The sequence below is a fragment of the Olivibacter sp. XZL3 genome (assembly GCF_004368405.1).
Taxonomy (GTDB): Bacteria; Bacteroidota; Bacteroidia; order Sphingobacteriales; family Sphingobacteriaceae; genus Olivibacter.
In genome coordinates this window covers 145,695-166,830 of record NZ_SBJH01000064.1, presented here as the reverse complement: position 1 = coordinate 166,830, position 21,136 = coordinate 145,695, and the positions used below count along the sequence as shown (strand labels likewise).

At 42.6% G+C, this 21,136-nt stretch carries 15 protein-coding genes; 11 read left to right on the top strand and 4 right to left on the bottom strand.

The features are described 5' to 3' along the window. Nucleotides 1-183: 183 nt before the first annotated feature. The 4 genes from trpD to trpA are packed head-to-tail and all read left to right on the top strand — an operon-like array spanning nucleotide 184 to nucleotide 3,856. Nucleotides 184-1,188, top strand: coding sequence for an anthranilate phosphoribosyltransferase (trpD, locus tag EPX21_RS14465; RefSeq protein WP_134090397.1), 1,005 nt, complete (start codon nucleotides 184-186; stop codon nucleotides 1,186-1,188). Nucleotide 1,189: 1 nt separating this feature from the next. After that, the gene (locus EPX21_RS14460) at nucleotides 1,190-1,804 is read left to right on the top strand and encodes a phosphoribosylanthranilate isomerase (RefSeq protein WP_134090396.1); all 615 of its coding nucleotides are present in this window, start codon (nucleotides 1,190-1,192) and stop codon (nucleotides 1,802-1,804) included. 55 nt (nucleotides 1,805-1,859) lie between these two features. Next, on the top strand, nucleotides 1,860-3,044 hold the full coding sequence (gene trpB, locus EPX21_RS14455; RefSeq protein ID WP_134090395.1) for a tryptophan synthase subunit beta: 1,185 nt from the start codon (nucleotides 1,860-1,862) through the stop codon (nucleotides 3,042-3,044). 26 nt (nucleotides 3,045-3,070) lie between these two features. Continuing rightward, on the top strand, nucleotides 3,071-3,856 hold the full coding sequence (trpA, locus tag EPX21_RS14450) for a tryptophan synthase subunit alpha (protein ID WP_134090394.1): 786 nt from the start codon (nucleotides 3,071-3,073) through the stop codon (nucleotides 3,854-3,856). Between the two features lie 11 nt (nucleotides 3,857-3,867). Here trpA and EPX21_RS14445 read toward each other — a convergent pair whose 3' ends face one another. Then, the gene (locus EPX21_RS14445; protein ID WP_134090393.1) at nucleotides 3,868-5,085 is read right to left on the bottom strand and encodes an MFS transporter; all 1,218 of its coding nucleotides are present in this window, start codon (nucleotides 5,083-5,085) and stop codon (nucleotides 3,868-3,870) included. Nucleotides 5,086-5,509: 424 nt separating this feature from the next. Here EPX21_RS14445 and EPX21_RS14440 point away from each other — a divergent pair, with 424 nt between their 5' ends. The 6 genes from EPX21_RS14440 to EPX21_RS14415 all read left to right on the top strand — a co-directional run bounded on the left by EPX21_RS14440 (nucleotide 5,510) and on the right by EPX21_RS14415 (nucleotide 13,802). After that, nucleotides 5,510-6,880 carry a dipeptidase gene (locus EPX21_RS14440; protein ID WP_134090392.1) on the top strand — a complete coding sequence of 457 codons (1,371 nt, stop codon included), beginning with the start codon at nucleotides 5,510-5,512 and terminating at the stop codon, nucleotides 6,878-6,880. 162 nt (nucleotides 6,881-7,042) lie between these two features. Further along, a complete protein-coding gene (gene alaS / locus EPX21_RS14435) occupies nucleotides 7,043-9,658 on the top strand; it encodes an alanine--tRNA ligase (RefSeq protein ID WP_134090391.1) in 2,616 nt (871 codons plus the stop codon). Between the two features lie 28 nt (nucleotides 9,659-9,686). Next, a complete protein-coding gene (locus tag EPX21_RS14430) occupies nucleotides 9,687-10,775 on the top strand; it encodes a peroxiredoxin (protein WP_134090390.1) in 1,089 nt (362 codons plus the stop codon). 105 nt (nucleotides 10,776-10,880) lie between these two features. Continuing rightward, nucleotides 10,881-11,567: a response regulator transcription factor gene (locus EPX21_RS14425; RefSeq protein WP_134090389.1), complete on the top strand. Its 687-nt coding sequence runs from the start codon at nucleotides 10,881-10,883 to the stop codon at nucleotides 11,565-11,567. Between the two features lie 228 nt (nucleotides 11,568-11,795). Next, nucleotides 11,796-13,001 carry a GAF domain-containing sensor histidine kinase gene (locus tag EPX21_RS14420; RefSeq protein WP_134090388.1) on the top strand — a complete coding sequence of 402 codons (1,206 nt, stop codon included), beginning with the start codon at nucleotides 11,796-11,798 and terminating at the stop codon, nucleotides 12,999-13,001. A 63-nt stretch (nucleotides 13,002-13,064) separates the two neighbouring features. Beyond that, nucleotides 13,065-13,802 (top strand): RluA family pseudouridine synthase, encoded by a 738-nt coding sequence (locus tag EPX21_RS14415; RefSeq protein WP_134090387.1) that lies wholly within the window; start codon nucleotides 13,065-13,067, stop codon nucleotides 13,800-13,802. Nucleotides 13,803-14,029: 227 nt separating this feature from the next. Here the strand turns inward: EPX21_RS14415 and EPX21_RS14410 are convergent, their stop codons facing one another. Then, entirely contained in the window at nucleotides 14,030-14,800 is a 771-nt protein-coding gene (locus EPX21_RS14410) for a helix-turn-helix domain-containing protein (protein WP_134090386.1), read from the bottom strand. A gap of 98 nt (nucleotides 14,801-14,898) precedes the next feature. On the opposite strand from EPX21_RS14410, the gene EPX21_RS14405 reads away from it, so the two are divergent. After that, a complete protein-coding gene (locus EPX21_RS14405; RefSeq protein ID WP_134090385.1) occupies nucleotides 14,899-15,240 on the top strand; it encodes a GIY-YIG nuclease family protein in 342 nt (113 codons plus the stop codon). Between the two features lie 330 nt (nucleotides 15,241-15,570). Here the strand turns inward: EPX21_RS14405 and EPX21_RS14400 are convergent, their stop codons facing one another. Together EPX21_RS14400 and EPX21_RS14395 are read right to left on the bottom strand one after the other, a co-directional pair. Beyond that, entirely contained in the window at nucleotides 15,571-18,702 is a 3,132-nt protein-coding gene (locus EPX21_RS14400) for a basic secretory protein-like protein (RefSeq protein ID WP_134090384.1), read from the bottom strand. Between the two features lie 76 nt (nucleotides 18,703-18,778). Then, nucleotides 18,779-21,109 carry a transglycosylase domain-containing protein gene (locus EPX21_RS14395; protein ID WP_134090383.1) on the bottom strand — a complete coding sequence of 777 codons (2,331 nt, stop codon included), beginning with the start codon at nucleotides 21,107-21,109 and terminating at the stop codon, nucleotides 18,779-18,781. Nucleotides 21,110-21,136 lie beyond the last annotated feature (27 nt).

The window sequence follows — 21,136 nt, the reverse complement described above, 5'->3', positions numbered from 1 at the left end:
GGTATGGTGAATGAGCTATTGAAATGGATGTAAAGGAGCATTTCATTGCAGTTCATGAGCTAATGCGTATTCTGGGTTAAAAAAGGGAATGCAACGAAAGGTGAATACCATATGAAAACAAAACGAGTATAAGAGTGCGTCGTTTACGCCATTGAAAACATACTCATAAATAATTATATGCGGATGAAAAAAATATTGGCCCATTTGTTCGAAAGCAAAACTTTTACGAAGGAGGAAGCTTATGAAATATTAACTAACATAACTTCTGGAAAATACAATTCTTCTCAAATGGCGGCGTTTATGACAGCTTATTGTATGCGGAACATTACCGTGGAAGAACTTGCCGGTTTCCGGGACGCTATGTTGGATTTGTGCTTGAAAATAGATTTTAAAGATTATAAGCTGATTGACCTCTGTGGAACTGGAGGTGACGGAAAAAACACCTTCAATATATCTACACTTGCTTCTTTCGTGGTCGCAGGAGCCGGCTATCATGTCGCAAAACATGGAAACTACGGTGTGTCTTCAGGCTGCGGTTCTTCCAATGTAATGGAGTTCTTAGGATATCGTTTTACCAATGAACCGGGAGAAATCTATCGAAGTCTGGATGAGAGCGGTATTTGCTTTTTGCATGCCCCTATGTTTCATCCAGCCATGAAAACCGTGGCGCCTATACGCAGGGAGCTAGGCGTAAAGACATTTTTTAATATGTTGGGTCCGTTAGTTAATCCCGCCGAACCGATTTATCAATCGGTGGGTGTCTTTAGCCTAGAGTTGGCGAGGCTCTATGGATACCTATACCAAAAAACAGGTAAGCAATATTCCATACTACACGCTTTTGACGGTTACGATGAGATCTCTTTAACGGGCAATTTCAAGGTAATTAGCAACCAGGGCGAGCGGTACGTGTCGTTGGCTACCATCGGGTTTGAAAAGGTGCAAGCCAATGAGATAAACGGTGGAGAAACGATCGAAGAAGCTGCGCGTATTTTTACCTCGGTGTTAAATGGAGCGGGCACTGCCACGCAGAATAACGTTGTCCTGTGCAACGCAGCTATAGCGATTCAGACGATCTGTCCACATAAATCATTTGCCGATTGCTATTATGAAGCCGAAGCGTCTCTATTGTCGAAAAAAGCGTTGCATAGTTTTAACCGATTAGTGAAAAAGGAAAAAGCATTTTATTAATATGCGGCCGAAACTGAAAATATGCGGGATGCGGTTTCCTGCTAATATCGAAGAAGTCGTTCTGCTAAAACCGGATTATCTTGGATTCATATTCTATGAACAGTCAAAACGATATATAGCGGATCTGTCGCCACAGTTCTTAACATCATTACAAGGGGTTAACAAAGTCGGGGTTTTTGTTAACGATTCGATCGACCGCATAAAATCGGCGGTAGATAGCTATGGTTTGCAAGCGATACAGTTGCATGGTGACGAAAGTCCGGCCTTCATAGAGTCCTTAAAGGAATTAGAGGTTTCTTTGATTAAAGCTTTCGGAGTTTCAAAATGCTTTGACTGGAGTCGGCTGGACGCCTACGATGCCTTGGTTGATTATTTCCTTTTCGATACAAAAAGTGAGAATTATGGAGGCACAGGCAAAGGTTTTGATTGGTCGCTACTCGAAAATTATACATTAGATAAACCCTTTTTTTTAAGTGGTGGCCTAAGCCCAGACAATGTAGAAGAGGCCTTATCTCTGGCCGATCACCGCTTGTATGCAATTGACGTGAATTCAAGATTTGAAAAAAGTCCCGGACTTAAAGATCTTTCGTTATTGCAGTCGGTTTTTTGTCGATAGCCATCACGGAGCAAGCCTAATAAACATTATAAAAGTGATATAAATTGGAGATACAATGAGTAATTATCAGGTTAATGAGAAAGGATATTATGGGGATTTCGGAGGCGCCTATATTCCGGAGATGATGTTCCCGAATATAGAGGAGCTAAGGCTGCGTTATATGGAAATCATCAATGAAGATAGCTTTAAGAAGGAATTCGAACAGCTATTGAGAGATTATGTCGGCAGACCATCGCCGCTCTATTTGGCCAAACGCTTTTCCGAGAAATACGGAGCTAACATCTTTTTAAAGCGGGAAGACTTGAACCATACAGGTGCCCATAAAGTAAATAATACCATTGGTCAGATTTTGTTGGCTAAACGCCTGGGAAAGAAACGCATCATAGCGGAAACCGGCGCCGGCCAACATGGAGTCGCAACCGCCACTGTGTGCGCTTTAATGGGAATAAAATGTGTGGTTTATATGGGTGAAATCGATATACAAAGACAGGCGCCAAACGTTGCCCGAATGAAAATGATGGGTGCTGAAGTGCGCCCCGCTAGCTCTGGAAGTAAAACTTTGAAGGATGCTACCAACGAGGCCATGCGTGATTGGATTAATAACCCGGTGGACACTCATTATATCATCGGCTCCGTCGTAGGTCCTCATCCTTATCCTGATATGGTGGCCAGGTTCCAATCGGTTATCTCTGCTGAAACGCGTAAGCAGCTTTTGGAGAAAACCGGACGCGAAACCCCTGATTATGCCATTGCATGTGTTGGTGGCGGAAGCAATGCAATCGGGATGTTCTATCACTTTTTAGACGATGAAGCGGTTCAGTTGATTGCTGCTGAAGCTGCCGGCAAAGGCGTCGATAGCGGTCATTCAGCGGCGACTTCCGTGCTTGGCCAGGAAGGGGTTTTACACGGCAGTCGCACCATTTTGATGCAAACAACGGATGGACAGGTAATAGAGCCATATTCTATTTCTGCCGGCTTAGATTATCCTGGTATTGGGCCTCAGCACGCCTTTTTACATAAAATAGGGAGGGCGAAATACGTCAGCATAACAGACGACGAAGCCATGCAGGCCGGACTCTTATTAACACGCATGGAAGGAATTATTCCTGCCGTAGAAAGTGCCCACGCCTTGGCCCAATTAGAAAAGATGTCCTTCAAGCCTTCTGATAATGTAGTCGTGTGCCTGTCGGGGCGAGGCGACAAGGACTTGGATAATTATATGAAATATTTCAATTTTTAATACAGCGTGAGCTCAGAAATACCACAATGAATAGAATTAAGCAACTGTTTAATAATAAGGCTGGTAAAAAAATGCTTTCTATATATTTTACCGCTGGGTATCCTCGTATAGACAGTACCATCGAACTAGCTAAAACACTGGAAACGGCAGGCGTCGATTTTTTAGAAATAGGATTTCCTTATTCAGATCCTGTGGCGGATGGGCCGGTCATTCAACATAGCTCCGAGGAAGCGTTAAAAAACGGCATGTCACTTGATCTTTTGTTCCAACAGCTAAAGGAATTGCGGCAGCATGTGCAGATACCTGTTTTGTTAATGGGCTACGTGAATCCAATGCTGCAGTATGGCGTAGAACGGTTTTGTAAATCTTGTGCCGAGGTGGGAGTCGATGGGGTGATCGTTCCCGACTTACCGATGTACGAGTATGAAGAGCTTTATCAGGACGTTTTTAGAAAATACAACATCAGTAACATATTTTTGATTACACCGCAGACTTCAGAAGCGCGTATCCGGAAAATAGACGAATTGAGTACGGGCTTTATTTATATGGTTTCTTCCTTTGCTACGACAGGTAAGAACTTAACTGTTTCTGAGCAGACGACAGCCTATTTTGAAAGGATCAAAGCGTTGAACTTGCATAACCCACTAGTGGTTGGCTTCGGCATTGCCGATCAAGCTAGTTTTGATCATGCATTAACATATGCCGATGCGGCTATTGTAGGCAGTGCTTTTGTTCGCCTGCTTGATCAGGAAGATTATTTGGAACAAATTCCTTCCTTTGTCGAACGTATAAAGGGAAGTGTGGCCGTATAATATTATTTCGTTCATGGAGCGTCTTTTCTCCGCTTCATGAATCTGAATACAGCCATAAAGCCTAGGGTTGTCATGGTGGTAATGATCCCAGTTCCCCACCATAAAATGGTAAAACCATATGTGGCAGCAACATGTGTTCCGATGTAGGGAGATGCGATATGTGCAATTGAAAATGCAAGAGCGTTTAAGCCCATGTAAGCCCCTTGGCTATATTTGCCACTCCGGTTAATAGTAACAGTGGCCATAAAAGGAATGGCTAAAATTTCAGATAAGCAGAGAATGAAGATGGAAAAATACAATATCCATTGACTGGCATGATGATTTAGAAGCGCATAGGACAAACCACATAAAAGTGTACCCAATATGATCGCTATTGCGTTCGAGAGTTTTTTTTCAGCGAGATGAACTACAAGCATCTCCAAGGAAAAAACTACGATACCACTAAAAGCGAGAATTCGTCCGATTTGCGACTCGCTCAATTGATAAACAGACCGATAGAATAAAGGCAGGGTGTTTAATAGTTGAAAGAAGCAGATTGCATACACTGCACATAAAAAACTAAATAATAGAAAAGGGAGGTCTTTATAAGGCGAACGTTTGGAAAGGACATCCGCACTACGATCTCCTTTTTCCTTCTGATGCCCTTTCTGATTCTTAAAATAAAAGAAAAAAAGGATACCGGCTAATAAACAGGTGATACCATTCCCATAAAACAAAAGATCATAAGAAACTGAGGCTAAGAAACCGCCTAATGCGGGACCTATTGAAAAACCTAAATTAATAGCCATTCGGTTTAAAGAGAAGGCTTTCGTTATATTTTCAGGTTTTGCATAATGAGCGATAGAAACTGAGTTGGCCGGTCGGAAGGTCTCCGAGATAAGGCTTAGGGAAAATATACCAAAAGCAAGTGACTCCATGGATTGCAATAGTGGCAAAATAAAAAAGAGGGGAGCTGTTAGGAATAGGCTTCCCGCTTGTATTTTAAAATGTCCGAAACGATCTGTCAACCATCCGCCAAGCCACGAACCGCTAACTGCTCCGATGCCAAAGCAACTTAAAATAATTCCTGCATGTTCAATGGAATAGTTAAGTTTGTTGGTTATATAAACGCCTAAGAAGGGGAGCACCATGGCCCCACTTCTATTAATGAACATAACAAGCGCTAACATCCAAGCAGGGCGAGATAAGCCCCGATAAGAATCTAAATAAATTTGCAAAAAGCGATTCATGTTCTGTTAATAAAATATGTTCTGAAAAAGAGCGTTTAAGAATTTGATAAAACCCTTAGATAGAGAAGCGCTGAGGCAAACTTAGTTAAAAGCCCCTAGAGATTATAAAATATTTTTACTGTAAATCCTTTCCGTAATTTTACGTATACGATACATTATGTCTAGATTTGTATTACCTTTCATAAGCATCAAATCTCAATAGCTTCTGGTTCTGACTTAAGCCCATGTGAACTCCGGGTCAAGTCCACGTTATCTCCACCTCAAGTGCGCCTGTCGTTTAGTATGCGTTCGCTGTCCCTTTCTGTTTTCATGTACTTTTACAGTGTGGACACAGTATGGATGCACGTAAGGCAAGATATCGGATCCCTAAATAAGATTGGATTTTAATCGATTTTATGTAGGTTTGCAACAAACACGATAAGTTATGTCACACATTAAAGACTATATTGAAGCAAATAAGCAAAGATTTTTGGATGAATTGTTTGAATTGCTTCGTTTTCCTTCCGTTAGTGCCGATTCGAAATATAAAAATGATGTATTGAACGCGGCAGATTATATTGCTGAAAAATTAAAGGCCGCAGGTGCAGATAATGTGGAAGTTTGTCCTACTGCAGGCAATCCGATTGTATATGGGGAAAAGATTATTGACGCCACTAAACCTACGGTACTGGTATATGGCCACTATGATGTACAACCTCCAGAACCACTCGAATTATGGAATACACCTCCATTCGAACCTACTGTGCGCGATGGGAAGATCTTTGCCCGTGGAGCCTGTGATGACAAAGGGCAAATGTATATGCATGTAAAAGCCTTTGAAGTGATGCAACAAACCGAAAGCCTGCCATGTAATATTAAATTCATGATTGAAGGTGAAGAGGAAGTGGGTTCTGAGAACTTAGACCTCTTCGTCAGAGCAAATAAAGAGAAACTGGCAGCTGATGTGGTGTTGATTTCCGATACGGCCATGATCAGTTTGGAAAATCCGTCGCTTGAAACCGGTTTAAGAGGGCTTTCGTATTTAGAAGTAGAAGTGGTAGGTCCCAACAGAGACCTTCATTCTGGGGTGTACGGAGGAGCGGTAGCAAACCCTGCTACCATACTGGCAAAAATGATCGCCTCGCTTCACGATGAGAATAACCATGTTACCATTCCAGGTTTTTACGATGATGTACTGGAATTAAGTGAGGAAGAAAGGAAGGCGTTGAATCAGGCACCCTTCGATGAAAACGACTACAAAGCTGACCTTGGTGTTGATGAGTTGTGGGGAGAAAAAGGCTATACAACGATTGAACGCACCGGAATTCGTCCTACCTTAGAAGTGAACGGGATTTGGGGCGGCTATATAGGAGAAGGTGCCAAAACGGTTCTTCCGGCAAAGGCTTCAGCAAAGATTTCAATGCGGTTGGTACCCAACCAGCAATCGGCCGTCATTACGAAATTATTTCAGCAACATTTCGAAAACATAGCGCCAAAATATGTAAAAGTAAAAGTGACCCCCCATCATGGCGGCGAACCGGCGGTAACACCTACAGATAGTGTAGCCTATCAGGCGGCGGAGAAAGCGATTGAAGAGTCTTTCGGAAAGGCGCCGATCCCATGTAGAGGCGGGGGAAGTATCCCTATTGTGGCTTTATTCGAAAAAGAATTGGGTTTAAAAACGGTGTTGATGGGTTTTGGCTTAGATAGCGATAATTTGCATTCGCCGAACGAAAAGTTCGATATCGCTAATTATTTCAAAGGCATCGAAACAATCCCCCTTTTTCATAAACATTTTGCAAGCTTAAGTAAATAGTCCATATATAGACTTTTTACAGATAAAGCTGTCCAAACACAGGTAATTTGTTTTTGGACAGCTTTTTTAATAAGATCAATTGTGTTAGCTAACAACGCTAAAATAGCGTAACTTTGTGCATCTTTAATATAGCCGTTGGAACATATTTAATTATTCTAGTGAATGACTAGTAGAGAAATAAGACAAGCATTTTTAGACTTTTTTAAAAGTAAGGGCCATGAAATCGTACCTTCTGCACCGATAATAGTAAAGAATGATCCAACCCTCATGTTTACCAACGCAGGGATGAATCAGTTTAAAGAACTTTTCTTGGGCGAAGCGCCTATTAAACACACAAGAGTGGTAGACACGCAACGGTGCCTACGTGTTTCAGGTAAACATAATGATTTGGAAGAGGTAGGTATCGATACCTATCACCACACCATGTTTGAAATGTTGGGGAATTGGAGTTTTGGCGATTATTTCAAGAAAGAAGCAATAGCCTGGAGTTGGGAACTCCTGACTGATGTCTATAGGATCGATGCGGATAGATTATATGTTACCGTATTTGAAGGTGACAATAGCGAAGGCCTACCCGAAGACGCGGAGGCTTATAATTACTGGAAGGAGCATATTGATCCTGCACGAATCCTGAAAGGAAATAAAAAAGATAATTTCTGGGAGATGGGTGAAACCGGACCTTGTGGCCCCTGCTCTGAAATACATATCGATTGCAGAAGCGACGAAGAACGGAAAGCTGTTGACGGGAGCAGTTTGGTGAATGCCGACCATCCTCAGGTTATTGAAATTTGGAACAATGTATTTATGCAATTCAACCGTTTGAAAGACGGTTCCCTGCAGCCTCTCCCTGCAAAGCATGTCGATACGGGAATGGGATTCGAACGCTTGGTGCGCGTATTACAGGGCAAGACCTCCAATTACGATACCGATGTTTTTCAACCGCTCATACAAAAAATAGCTGCAGCTGCAAAGGTACAATACGGCGAAAATGAACAGCAGGACATCGCGATGCGCGTAATGGCGGACCATATCCGTGCGATCTCTTTCGCTATTGCGGATGGGCAATTGCCATCGAATAACAAGGCAGGTTATGTTATCAGAAGGATTCTTCGCAGAGCGGTTCGTTATGCCTATACCTTCCTGAATTTCAAAGAACCGTTTTTAAACACCTTGGTGCCGTCGTTAGCTCAGCAATTTAAAGGCGTTTTTGACGAACTTTACAAACAGCAGGATTTTGTGCAAAAGGTTGTCCTTGAAGAAGAAGTGTCGTTTTTACGAACGCTGGTTGCCGGAATTCAACGCTTCGAAGGTTATCAGACAGATCAGCATTTGGTTAATGGAGATTTTGCCTTTGAGCTGTACGATACCTATGGCTTTCCCATTGATTTAACTAGCTTGATGGCGCGTGAGAAAGGGTGGCGAGTGGACATGGAGGGCTTTGAAAGCGCCTTGAATAAACAGAAAGAACGCTCAAGAGCTGCTACAACGATCGATGCGGGCGATTGGATTTCTTTAAATAACGACGGTGAAACTGCTTTCGTGGGCTACGATACGTTGGAAATAGAAGCGAAAATACTTAAATACCGTAAAGTTTCTAGTAAAGGCAAGACTCAATACCAGTTAGTTTTATCGCAAACACCGTTTTATGCGGAAGGAGGTGGACAGGTAGGTGACATAGGTACCTTAACAAACGAAACATCCAATGAGGTGATTCAAATTGTCGATACGAAAAAGGAAAATGGATTGATTATCCATTTTGCCAACGAACTTCCTGCTCAGTTGGACGGCGCTTTTCACGCAAAAGTGGATAGTAGACGACGTCAGGAGATTCAAGCTAATCATTCTGCAACTCATTTGTTGCACGCTGCGCTCAAACAGGTGTTGGGCGAACACGTGAATCAAAAGGGATCTTTGGTGAATGACGAAATACTCCGTTTCGATTTTTCTCATTTTGCAAAAGTATCCGATGAGGAGTTGCTACAGATTGAGCAAATTGTCAATGCAAAGATTAGGGAGAATATCGCTTTAGACGAGCGAAGAGACGTGCCTTATAACGATGCCCTTGCTATGGGCGTTACTGCTTTGTTCGGTGAGAAATATGGTGATTTTGTGAGAGTGATCGTGTTTGACGAAAGTTTTTCAAAAGAATTATGCGGAGGAACCCACGCACAGCGCACCGGAAACATCGGTTTTTTTAAAATACGCAGCGAAAGTGCTGTGGCCGCCGGCGTGCGACGTATCGAAGCCATAACCGGTAAGCGCGCAGAAGAATTCGTCGAGCAGCAAGGAAAGCTGGTCAACGAATTAAAAGAATTACTGAAAAATCCAAAAGATTTGGGTGCAGCTATTTCCAACCTGATACAAGAAAACGGCAAATTAAAAAAGGAAGTAGAAAAATCGTTATCGGAGAAAGCTCAAAACCTAAAACAGGTATTCGTTGAAAAGGCCGTGGAGATCAATGGAATTCGCTTTATCGGAGAACTGGTGGAGTTACCAAGTGCGGAAGCTGTTAAAACCTTGGCCTTCTCTATTAAGAAGGCGGTGGGTGATAAGCTGTTCCTCGTGCTGGCGGTCGACCTAGAGGGCAAGCCAGGTTTAACGGTTATGTTGTCTGATGATTTAGTAAGCCAAGGTATGGACGCGGGTAAGATTGTTAGAGAGTTGGCAAAGGAAATAAAAGGCGGCGGCGGCGGTCAGCCATTTTATGCTACGGCAGGCGGGAAGGACTCGTCCGGTTTAGCTGCGGCTATTGAAAAGGCGAAATCCTTTGTTGTTTAATAATTGAATTTGAACTAAGTATTTGCGGATGAAAAAGATATTATGGGCCTTAAGCCTTTTGGCGATGGCTGCATGTAGTAACAAAGACCAGTTTGTGTTGAATGGGGAGCTAATCAACAACGATGAAGTCAAAAAGGTGTTTTTATACGAAGGAGGAGAAATTGTAGATTCCGCTTTCTTAAATGACGACAATAAATTCAGGTTTCGAAGAACAGCGCCTGTAGCGCAGTTTTACAATTTGAAAGTGGGTGATAACAATTACTTTTTTGTGCTGTCTAACGGAGAGGAGGTCAACTTTAAAGCGAATATTAAAGATCCGAGCGGAAATTATGAGGTAGCAGGATCAGAGATTTCCAACAAAATCAAAGAGTTCAGCGAGATCAACGCACGCTATTCGGCGATTTCCAGAGAAATTGAGGGCGAATTCCAAATGCGGTTAAAGAAGGAGCCGTCGAAAGAGAAAGAGATTAGGGATGAGCTGTTTGTGAAATATAAGAAGAATCTGGACGAATTCTCGCAGGAGGTGCTAGCCTTTTCAAAACGAAACACAGATAATTTGGCGGGATTCTATGCCATCAATTCGCTGGATCCTTCGGAGTATGAAACTGAAATGATCGCCTATGCAAACGCTATAAAGGATAAATTTCCCAAAAACACGGCCGTGAGAGACTTTGTTACACACATGGCTGAACTGAAGCCATTGACCGTAGGCCAGAAGGCCCCCGACTTTGAGTTGATGGATCAAACCGGCAAAACGGTGAAATTGTCTGATTTCAGGGGTAAATATACGCTGGTCGACTTCTGGGCGTCCTGGTGTGTTCCTTGCAGAGAGGAAAATCCTAACATTGTAGCACAATACAATGCGTATAAAGATCAGAATTTTACGATATTAGGAGTGTCTTTAGATAATAATCAGGCGGCGTGGTTGAAGGCCATAAAAGATGACCATTTGACTTGGACACATGTGTCGGATTTACAGGCCTGGAACAGCAAGGCTGCTGAATTGTATAAGGTGTCGAGTATTCCGGCTTCGTTTCTGTTAAATCCCGAAGGAGTTATCATCGCTAAAAATCTGAGGGGTCAAAAATTGGCCGATTTTCTCGAAAAAACGCTATAGTTTTAACTAGATGTCAACGCGACAGCTTATCGTTAACAATTTGTTAATACTGCCTTAACTTTTATTTGTAATTAAGTACATAATTTAGGCCTAAAATTATTGAACATGAGCAGTGCTAAATACAAGATATTAGTGGTTGATGATGAGCCAGATATAGTCGAATTGATTGAATATAACTTAAAGCGGGAAGGGTATTCGGTTTTTACGGCCTCCAATGGACAGGAAGCAGTGTCGATGGCACGAAAAATAAATCCTGACCTCATCATACTCGATATCATGATGCCGAAAATGGACGGTATTGAGGCTTGTCGAATCATGAGAAGCATGCCGGAATTCAAGAATACCTTTATGGTGTTTTTAACCGCTAGAAGTGAAGAATATTCTGAAATAGCCGGCTTTAACGTAGGAGCAGACGACTATATCGCCAAGCCTATTAAGCCCAGGGCACTGATCAGTAGGATTAATGCAATCCTGAGAAGAAACAGTAAGGGCGAAGAGACCTTAGAAAATAAAGTCGAAATTGCCGACCTTGTAATTGATAGAGAGACCTTTTTGGTCTATAAGAACAATGAAAAAATTGTTCTGGCAAAAAAAGAGTTTGAACTGTTGTATTTATTAGCTTCTAAGCCTGGAAAAGTTTATACTAGAGAAACGATATTGAAAAGCATTTGGGAAGATTCGGTGGTGGTTACCAATCGAACCATTGACGTACATATTCGAAAACTGAGGGAGAAAATAGGAGACGATTATGTGTCAACCGTAAAGGGAGTCGGTTATAAGTTCGACGCATAAATCCATTGTTTTTTGAAAGGGGCTCCAGGCCCCTTTTTTTAATCCGGTTATATTTATTAGCGCCCAGCCGGCAGAACGACCTGTTCTCATAAAGCTTCGGCTTCTTTGCATTCATCCATTTTTCGTATCTTGCAATTGTGTCAATAAAAAATCATCTTACGGGGCTTACACGGTCTTAAAAGAGATAGTTGAAATTATAGTTATAGCTTTACAGGACAATTGCTACCTATGGGAATCTATCATAAATGGCTTAATATTATTCCGCCTAATGAACAAGATCGGCTGAGAAAGCTGTATAAGTACGACATCCTTAATACCCCTCCGGAAGAAGCTTTTGACAAAATCGCGAAACTGGCCATGGAATTGGTTGAGGTTTCGGGTGCCTCGATATCTTTTGTTGATGAAAAGACCGTATTTTTGAAATCAGACACAACCGGACGTTTTGATCGGTACACCAACCGCGACGAGAGTCTTTGCTCTTGGGCAATTTTACAGGATTCGGTTAGTGTTTTCAATAATATCGAAGACTCACTTGATGTTTTGGAAGATCCTAGCCTATTACAGAAGCTAGGTGTCGGCTTCTATGCAGCAGCACCTCTCCAGACGCCGGACGGATATAAGATCGGTGCGCTTTGCGTAAGTCACCCAACGCCTAAATATCCGTCTACTAAACAGATCGAGATGTTGAAAAGCTTGGCTTCTATCGTGATGGATGAGTTGAAATTTCGGTTGGCGACACGCAATGCGGTACGTGTACAGACCGATTTGATGAATGCTGCTGTGCATGATCTTAAAAATCCGCTGACGTCTATTAAGCTTTACGCGCAGCTTATTCAGCGCGAGGCCAAGGAACATAAAGGCACACAGGCAATGACACAAAGAATTATTAATTCGTCTGACTTTATACTTTCCAGCTTAAACGATTTGTTGAACTTGTCGCAGATTGAGGATGGAGAAATGAAGCTCAAAATGGAGCCTTGTGTGCTTGATTTGCTACTCAGTAACCTTTTGGCGGATTTTGAAATCATAGCCAGTCAAAAGAAGCAGCAGGTCGTTTTTGAAAGTACAGTGCGCATGCCGATCGCCGGCGACAAGATGAGATTGCGGGAGATTTTTGAGAATTTGTTGAGCAATGCCTCCAAATATGCATATCCGGATACAACGATCTGGGTCATCGCGAAGGAGGTGGAGAATAAGGCGTTGATCGAGATAAGAGATGAAGGACAGGGCCTTTCTGAACAAGATATGGAAAAACTGTTCAAGAAATTTGCTCGGCTCAGTTCTGTGCCAACGGGCAAAGAAGGAAGTAATGGTTTGGGCTTGTCTATTGTAAAGACCCTCGTCGAATTGCATAATGGAAAAATTTGGGCCGAAAGCCCGGGAAAAGGAAAAGGCTCTTCATTTTTTATTGCTTTACCTTTAGTGCAGGCATAGGTAACAAGTAAATGATTAAGGTTTGACGAACATTTCATCGTCTTTTTATACCTTTGCACTTCTATGGAAGAAAAAGTGCTTAATTTTAAATTTCCCAAATTCAAGGAAATGATCGTGTTCGAAGACGATGATTTGATTGTGGTTAATAAACCACCTTTCATTGCTTCGTTGGATGAAAGGGAAGGAGGAGAGATTAACATACTTCGGATGGCTAAGCAGTACCATAAGGATGCACAGGTATGTCATCGTATCGATAAAGAAACTTCGGGCCTGCTCTTAATCGCAAAAAATCCTGAAACCTATCGTGCTGTTTCCATAGAGTTTGAAAAAAGGCGAGTAAAGAAGGTGTATCACGCTATTATTGGTGGGACACATGTGTTTGAAGATTTAAAGGTGGATCTTCCTATTTTGAACTTGGGCAATAAAAACGTGACGATCGACAAGGCTAACGGAAAGCTTGCCGAGACATGGTTTAAGTCGCTCATGTATTTTAAGCATTATACATTGGTTGAGTGCCGGCCGGTCACCGGACGCATGCATCAGATTAGGATACACCTCGCAACACAACATGCTTCCATCGTAGGTGATAGTTTATATAAGGGCAAGCCGGTTTATCTCTCTCAAATAAAGCGCGGGTATACGTTAAGCAAAGGGCAAGAGGAGCTTCCTATAATGAGGCGTTTTGCTCTGCACGCTAGGTCCTTGACTTTCACGATAAACGGGAAGGACTATAGTTTTGAGGCCCGTTACCCTAAAGACTTCGCAACTTTATTGAAGCAGCTGGAACGGTTTGACTCCTAAAGCAAACTGTAAGGATGAGCGAATTCCCTAACACTGAAACGGCTTGAATGGTTATGCCTCCTGCTTGGGAGGCTTTTTTTGTAAAGAGAGTGGGAATGAATTGTAAGAAATGTGGGGGGCACAGCTTGGCCCACTTGGGATGCTTCCAAGTGGGAATTTATATGGATTAAGCCTCCATTACTTATTTGCTATGGCAGCACGGCCAAATGTACTGTTCGGAAGGTTGCTTATTCAGCTTTCATGCCGCTTATTGTCTTTTGCATTTGGGCCATCATTGCGGTAAGCGTTTCCAAACTAGGCTCTGCCATTGGTTCAGGAAATTCCGTGCTAATAAAGGCCTTCGCTTTCCAAATTTCTAAAATATCTGGTGTTTCTACCCAATAAGGCTCATAAACCTTATTGTCAGACAGTAACTTTAGTCCTTTTTCCTCCTTAAACTTATGTGCTATGCGCTTGTAAACAATTCCGTCTGACTTCGATATAATAACGTAAGTTTGATTGGGCTTAACATCAAACCAGTCTTCAACATATTCGCATATCACAATGGTGCCTGGTTGCAGAGGGAGCATAGAGTCGCCTTTCAATTCAAAAGCGCGGTATGTGCCTTGCTTAAAGAATGGTAACCTAAATTTAGGCAATTCACTGATGTAGTCCGGGTCTGCATAGCCGTTTAAATAACCGGCACTTGCTTTGACCGGTACAAGCTCAATGTTTTCGCGATCGTCTTCACTTACCGTAATACTTAATACCCTTACGCTCGAAGAATCCCCTTTCGGCCTTGGTTTCCATTTATCGTCGATCTTTTCGTTGACAAGTTCGTCCATGGTCAATTCATAGTAGGATGCGAATTTTTTTAGTAATTCGTATTTGGGTTCCGCACGATCTTCTTCGTAAGCACCAACAAGTGAGCGTTTAATTTCCATTAAATCAGCAAATTGCTGCTGTGTGTGCCCCTTTTTTCTCCTGAGGTACTTAAGATTTGAAGCGATATTGCTCATTTTTAAAATAATTTTGTATTTACTAATATTGTTAGTATTATTGTGCCAATAAAGTTAGTAAATAAAATTTGATTAGCGAAAAATATTAGTGATTTGTTATGAAACGATTTGTATATATATTAACAGACTGTAATCGCCAGTGCCTACATGTGGGATTGACTGACGACTTAATCAAAACCATGGCGTTCTATAAGGAACATAAGCAACTTTTTTTTGACGCTACAGCGCGGGTATCGAGATTGGTTTATTTTGAGGAGGTCGATACAGAAGAGCGAAGTATGAGTCGTTTTAAGGTCTTGTCGACTTTCACGCGCTCTCAAAAAGAACGTCTCATTAGATCGTCAAATAAAGATTGGCGAGATCTGAGCTTGGGCTTGGGAATCGATAATTTTCTAGTCAACACGCAAGCATCTGCTCGCCTTTCCGCCGTACGGGTCTGATCATAATTCGTTACAATTGAAACCCTGTGTTAAATTTAGGAACTTGTTAGACAGTTGAAGCCGTTTAGTAGCGGCTCTTTACAGCTGCCTCGGCCTGATTACGAAATGCTCCGAAAGCAAAATGTTGCTGCTCTTATACTATCCGTAACTATTTTCTTTAAATAGCTAATGATTGAGTGGCGGCGTCGTTTATGAGTGGCTCTTTACAATCGAACCAGTAGTCTGGGAATAGGCAATAGGAAGTAAGGTGTAAGAAAAAAGGAGCTTTAGGCTTTTTTCTATGAACAAACCAGCAACGAATTACAATAACCAATAATGAACTAAACCAAGCTACCATCCAGGAGCAAAGTTAAGTCCAAAAGTGCCAAACTTGAGGTCTTTGCGATTAAACGGTACGGCGTAATAGGGTTCTAAAACAAAGTAGCCGAAGATATTAACGCGTAGAGAAACGCCTGCGCTCATAGCCGGAACGCGTTCATAAATGTCAACTCTAGAACCGTCCTCCCTTATTTCTGTTCCGATACGCGCTGGATCCGTTTTGAATGCAACTTTATCCCCTGCACTCCAAGCGAGTCCCATGTCAAAAAACACGTTCAAATCAGAGAAAAGAAGCCCCGATTTAAATGCTGCCAGTTTTTCCGGTCCGGTAAAAGGAAGCCTTGCTTCAAGGTTCATGACAGCTATTCTGGATCCCATCAGTTGATTGACGTTGAAGCCTTCATAAGCGTTGCTGTTATTGTTATAAAAGGAAGCTGATTCATAGCCCCGTATCAGGAAGGGATAGCCTATATAGAGCGGATATAGTTGGTCTTCACCGCTGCCAACGCGCATGTAAGTGTAGGCACGTGCAGCCAAAGAAACGGGTTTTATGCGGTGGTATTTTCGGAGATCCACTGTGTAGGCCGTAAAATTGAAATCACCAAAATACTTTTCGGCAGATAGCCTATAACGGTAACCGCTCAGCGGAGCAGCTACGCCAAAATAAGAGTTATCACCTACAAAAGCGGCGTTTACCTGTTGCAAGGTAAATGAGTTGAAATTGCCGCCATAGGTTCTGCTCGCTTCTTCCTTTGATATCTTCCTTCTATCGCTGCCCACAAAATAAAAGCCGTTTGGATCATAGTAATTGGTGAAGCGGTCAATCCGATAGCTATAGCGGGCTAATGCACCGCCTAATTCAAAACGCGTTGTTCTGGATAGGGGATAGGCTGCGAAAGCATCCACCTGTGTTTGAAAGGTACGAATGATGTCGGTGTTTTCGGTTAAATAGGTATTTCCGTTTATTTCTTCATTTCCATAGCTCATTAATCCCGACATAAAAGGGATATGCGAAATGGAACCGCCCCAACTAATCCTTCCTTTCTGATTAATATAGGCGAATTGACCCCCGAAATCATAGATTTCTCCATTAATAGCAACACCAGCAAACAATTGATTTCGTCCTAGGATATCGGAGAAAATTCCTTGTATACCACTAGATAATCCGGCGCCATACCTGCTACCTACCGCTACCCCGACGCCGCTTCCCTGTAAATAATCTAGCTGGAATTGTGGTTTGTAAGGCACCGGTTTTATTGCAGCGGTATCTATACGTCCAAAAATATTGTAGTTTCTAAGATTACTGTTAACGACGTCTACGCCGAGTGACTGGGGCGGAGGCAATAAAGCTGCGTCAAAGTTCACGTCGTTGTTGGATACTTCCTTTGCCGTAAAGTCGCTCGGCTTGGCATTGTAAATGGTATACTTTTGCGTGCGATAATAGGAGTAGAGAATATCATCATTGGCAGACACGCTCAATGCGGGTGAATACTCGGTAATTCCGCTGATTCCGGTAAAATAATCGGTAAGTTGTTCCGTCTTTCCGGAGGAGAGCGTATGACGGTATAGATTCCTAAAGCCATCTCGGTTTGACAAAAAATAAAGCTGCTGGTCGTCTGCAGAGAACTGCGGGTTCAAATTGTTGGCGCCCGCAAAAATATCAATCTGCTGAATCTCTTTTGTAGCTAGGTCTATAATCGCTAATCCCAAGGGGATGTCAACGCCTTCGTAGCCGCTCTCCAAACTTAAACGATCGGTGCTGAATACAATTTTCTTGCCATCCCGTGAAAAGCTGGGATGGTAATCTGAGTACCAGTCGTCCGTGAGTTGTGTCAGCTGTTTATTGGACAAATTATACAAATAAATGTCGCTATGCCCATTTTTTAATCCTGAAAAAGCAACATGAATTCCATCCGGCGACCAAGTGATATTGGCGAATTCACTTACATCTCCCATGCTTTCAATTGAAAGGGTTTTTCCCGTTTCAACATCTACTATTAACAGCTTGGTCCGTCCCTCACTAAAAATGCTGAAAGCGAAGCGCTTACTATCATTAGAAAAAGAACCAGCACTTTCTATATAGCTGAACTCGTCAATATGCGAATTGTTTTGTCGGCTACTAAGCTTTCGAATAATCTTCCCTGTTCGCGCATCTGCCAAAAAAAGGTCGATGCTAAAGAGGTCTTTTTCTGATAGGAAGGCCACATATTTGCCGTCCGGAGAAATGGTGGGCGATACATTCATGTTGCCACCATTTTTGTTGTTAATGATCATTTGCCCCTTAGGCACCTGGGCGGTGTCAACCAACAAGTGCTTATAAGCGTTTTCAATGCTGGTGCGCCATAAATTAGACAGGGTGGGTTCGTCGTAGCCGAAGGTGTATTTAATAGCCGCTTGGTATCCATATTTAGCCGTATTTTTGAAGAACGGAACGATCACTGTGTCTCCATAAGTAGAGCCGACGTAAGACCAAAACGCTTGCCCGTATCGATAAGGAAAATACCTGTTGCTCTCCGTCAAATCCCTGAGGCTGGGAATATCCTTGTTTAAATAGGCATCTCTCATCCACATGGCGGTGAAAGCGTCTTTTTTGCCGACTGATAAATATTCTGCCATTCCCTCAACCATCCACAAGGGAAGATTTCCAATATTCTCTAATCTCGTTGAATCGCCTTCAATTAAGGTGTGGTATTGAAAGGCATGGACTAATTCGTGTCCCAGAACATGGCGCGTTTGGTTATTGATCTGCATAATCGGCATGACCACCCGATTTTTTAGGCCTTCTGTAACACCGCCAGTACCTATACTTATTTCGCCACCAATGGCCGTAGTCTGTTGGAAATCCGGATGGTTATTATAAAGAATAAGTGGGTTTTTACGAAAGAAGGTGTCCCTAAAGACCTGTTGATGCAGCTCGTACCAAAGCTCACTCTCCTGCATGAAGCGGGTCAATAGACTGTCGTTCCGGAGGTAGGTGTAAAAATCAAAGTGCGGAGATTGCTTTACCTTGAAATCCAAGGCTTTATATCGCATTTTGTTTTGGCCAAAATATTGACCAAAAACCGTAGGTATGAAACAAAATAATAACGTGATCAAACAAATGACTTTACGAAATCTCTTTTTTACCGAAATGAGGTGTTTCATATGAGTGCTTAGGTACAGTTTGGGAGACTAATTTAGCGTTTAGTATTTATTTACACAATAGTAAGCAGCAAATCAATTACTCGTTCTGCTGCGGTTTCAGTTGTTGGTTAATCCTTTCAAGCTCTTCGTCGTTATGGGTACCAATGACTGGGCTTAAAATACGGGGCAGCGTGTCTACCCGTGTACTATCTGCTATTCTTATTCGCGGGCTTGGGCAGTTATATTCCCGCGTAATGGGTACCGTTGGCTCCGGTAAAGGGCCGTAGGTATAGCCGCTTTTTGGATCGTGGTATAATTTTTCCATGAATTTCGCAAAGATGGGTAGGGCCGTATGTGAACCTTCACCGGTAGCTGAATTCCGGAAATGTATACTCCGCTCGTCATTACCAACCCATACGCCTGCTACCAAATCTTTTGTGATTCCCATATACCAACCATCAACATAGTCGGAAGATGTACCTGTTTTTCCGCCGATTTGATTTCTATTTTTCCAAAGGTCCCACTCCCACAAGGCTTGTGAAGTACCGCCCGGTTCTTCCATTGTTCCCCGCAGCATATAAGTCATCAACCAGGCAATTTCCTCACTGAGAACCTTTTTGATTGCCGGCTTAAATTCTACCAGCAGCTTCCCGTCCCGATCCATAATCCGCTTCACCAGAATCGGGTCTGCATGGTTTCCCTTGTTTAAAAAGGTTGCATAGGCACCCACCATTTCGTAAACTGTTACATCGTTCGACCCTAAACTTACCGATGGAACCGACTCTAGATGGCTGGTTATCCCACATTTATGCGCCGTCTTAACTACATTGTCCCAGCCAACCTTTTCTGTTATTTGAGCAGTCACTGAATTAATGGATCGACCCATCGCCCATCTTAAGGACATGTTTATTCCAGAAAAAGTCCAGTCGGCGTTTTTTGGTTCCCAAGTTTTCGACTCGCCGTTTTCTACATAATCGATTCTTACTGCTTTGTCCTCGAATTTATCGCAAGGCGACATGCCTTGCTCCAGCGCTGTCAGGTAAGCAAAAGGTTTAAACGTTGATCCTGCCTGTCTTTTTGCTTGATTAACATGGTCGTACTTATAAAACTGGTGGTTGATACCGCCAACCCACACTTTTATTTCCGCATTATAGGGGTCCATCACCATCATTCCCGTGTTAAGCATTTTAGCATAATGTGCCAGTGAGTCCATCGTTGAATATTCGACTTCTTTCATGCCGTCCCACGTGAAGACCTTCATCTGTTTCGGTTTGTTTAAATAAAAATGGATACTGTCCGCATTTTGATTGAACTTTTTATCTAAGAACGAGTAAACCGGAAGTTTTTTTGCCAGATTTTCCAGGAAGTTCTCAATGACCTCTCCCTTCGAATCTCGCCAAGGCAACTCGTTTCCCCATACATTTTCGAGTCTTTTTTGTAAGACCGCCATCTGGTCGTAAGCGGCTTCCTCCGCATAGCCCTGTAATTTGGAATCAATGGTTGTATAGATTTTAAGGCCGTCTTCGTAGAGATCATAACCGTTTTCGGTACACCATTTTTCAATAAATCGTTCTGCGGCGCCTCTCAAATAAGAATCTTCTTTCCCTGCTTCACCCACGGTGCCTAAGCTGAGATCGATAGGCGATTGTTTGTACTGTTTGAGTTGTGGCGAAGAAATAAAGCCCGCCTTGTGCATTTGTGAAAGAACGACGTTGCGTCGTTCTAGGGAGCGTTCCGGATTTCGCACCGGATTATAGAGGGTAGTCGCCTTCAACATCCCTATTAACAGCGCTGCTTGAGGAACCGTGACGTCGTTGGTGTTTCGGTCAAAATAGCGCTTTGCGGCCGTTTTGATGCCATAGGTGTTGTTACCGAACGAGACCGTATTTAAATACATCGTTAAGATGTCTTCTTTACTATATCGGCGTTCTAATTTGATTGCAGTGAACCACTCTTTTATTTTAATAATTAACATCCGGACCCCGGGGATGTGTCCCAGTAATCCCGCAGACTGGCTGTACCGGGTTCGGAAAAGGTTTTTTGCAAGTTGCTGCGTGATCGTACTGCCGCCTCGCTTCTCGCCTTGTGCGGTAGACAGCGCGCTTGATATTACTGCGATAAAATCAACACCACGGTGTTTAAAAAAACGTATGTCTTCCGTGGCAATAAGGGCCTGTGTTATGCTTTTTGATATACTATCATAAACCACAGGCGAGCGATTTTCCCTGAAATAGCGACCAATTAGTTTACCATCAGCCGTATACAGTTCAGATGCGATATTGAGGGTAGGTGCTTTGATGTCTTTTGATGTTGGGGAATAGCCGAAGAGACCTAGAAAATTTAGTTCGATCGCACATAAGAAGATTATGACGAAATAAATGAAAATCAGAAAGTAACGAAGAAGCTTACTCTTAATTCTTCTAAACATGCGGTAAATATCTAAAATGAATGGCTA

What these genes read in the sequence shown, in the direction of transcription:
- trpD (WP_134090397.1), top strand. Translation starts at nt 184, where the DNA reads ATGAAAAAAATATTGGCCCATTTGTTCGAAAGCAAAACTTTTACGAAG.
- EPX21_RS14460 (WP_134090396.1), top strand. Translation starts at nt 1,190, where the DNA reads ATGCGGCCGAAACTGAAAATATGCGGGATGCGGTTTCCTGCTAATATC.
- trpB (WP_134090395.1), top strand. Translation starts at nt 1,860, where the DNA reads ATGAGTAATTATCAGGTTAATGAGAAAGGATATTATGGGGATTTCGGA.
- trpA (WP_134090394.1), top strand. Translation starts at nt 3,071, where the DNA reads ATGAATAGAATTAAGCAACTGTTTAATAATAAGGCTGGTAAAAAAATG.
- EPX21_RS14445 (WP_134090393.1), bottom strand. Translation starts at nt 5,085, where the DNA reads ATGAATCGCTTTTTGCAAATTTATTTAGATTCTTATCGGGGCTTATCT.
- EPX21_RS14440 (WP_134090392.1), top strand. Translation starts at nt 5,510, where the DNA reads ATGTCACACATTAAAGACTATATTGAAGCAAATAAGCAAAGATTTTTG.
- alaS (WP_134090391.1), top strand. Translation starts at nt 7,043, where the DNA reads ATGACTAGTAGAGAAATAAGACAAGCATTTTTAGACTTTTTTAAAAGT.
- EPX21_RS14430 (WP_134090390.1), top strand. Translation starts at nt 9,687, where the DNA reads ATGAAAAAGATATTATGGGCCTTAAGCCTTTTGGCGATGGCTGCATGT.
- EPX21_RS14425 (WP_134090389.1), top strand. Translation starts at nt 10,881, where the DNA reads ATGAGCAGTGCTAAATACAAGATATTAGTGGTTGATGATGAGCCAGAT.
- EPX21_RS14420 (WP_134090388.1), top strand. Translation starts at nt 11,796, where the DNA reads ATGGGAATCTATCATAAATGGCTTAATATTATTCCGCCTAATGAACAA.
- EPX21_RS14415 (WP_134090387.1), top strand. Translation starts at nt 13,065, where the DNA reads ATGGAAGAAAAAGTGCTTAATTTTAAATTTCCCAAATTCAAGGAAATG.
- EPX21_RS14410 (WP_134090386.1), bottom strand. Translation starts at nt 14,800, where the DNA reads ATGAGCAATATCGCTTCAAATCTTAAGTACCTCAGGAGAAAAAAGGGG.
- EPX21_RS14405 (WP_134090385.1), top strand. Translation starts at nt 14,899, where the DNA reads ATGAAACGATTTGTATATATATTAACAGACTGTAATCGCCAGTGCCTA.
- EPX21_RS14400 (WP_134090384.1), bottom strand. Translation starts at nt 18,702, where the DNA reads ATGAAACACCTCATTTCGGTAAAAAAGAGATTTCGTAAAGTCATTTGT.
- EPX21_RS14395 (WP_134090383.1), bottom strand. Translation starts at nt 21,109, where the DNA reads ATGTTTAGAAGAATTAAGAGTAAGCTTCTTCGTTACTTTCTGATTTTC.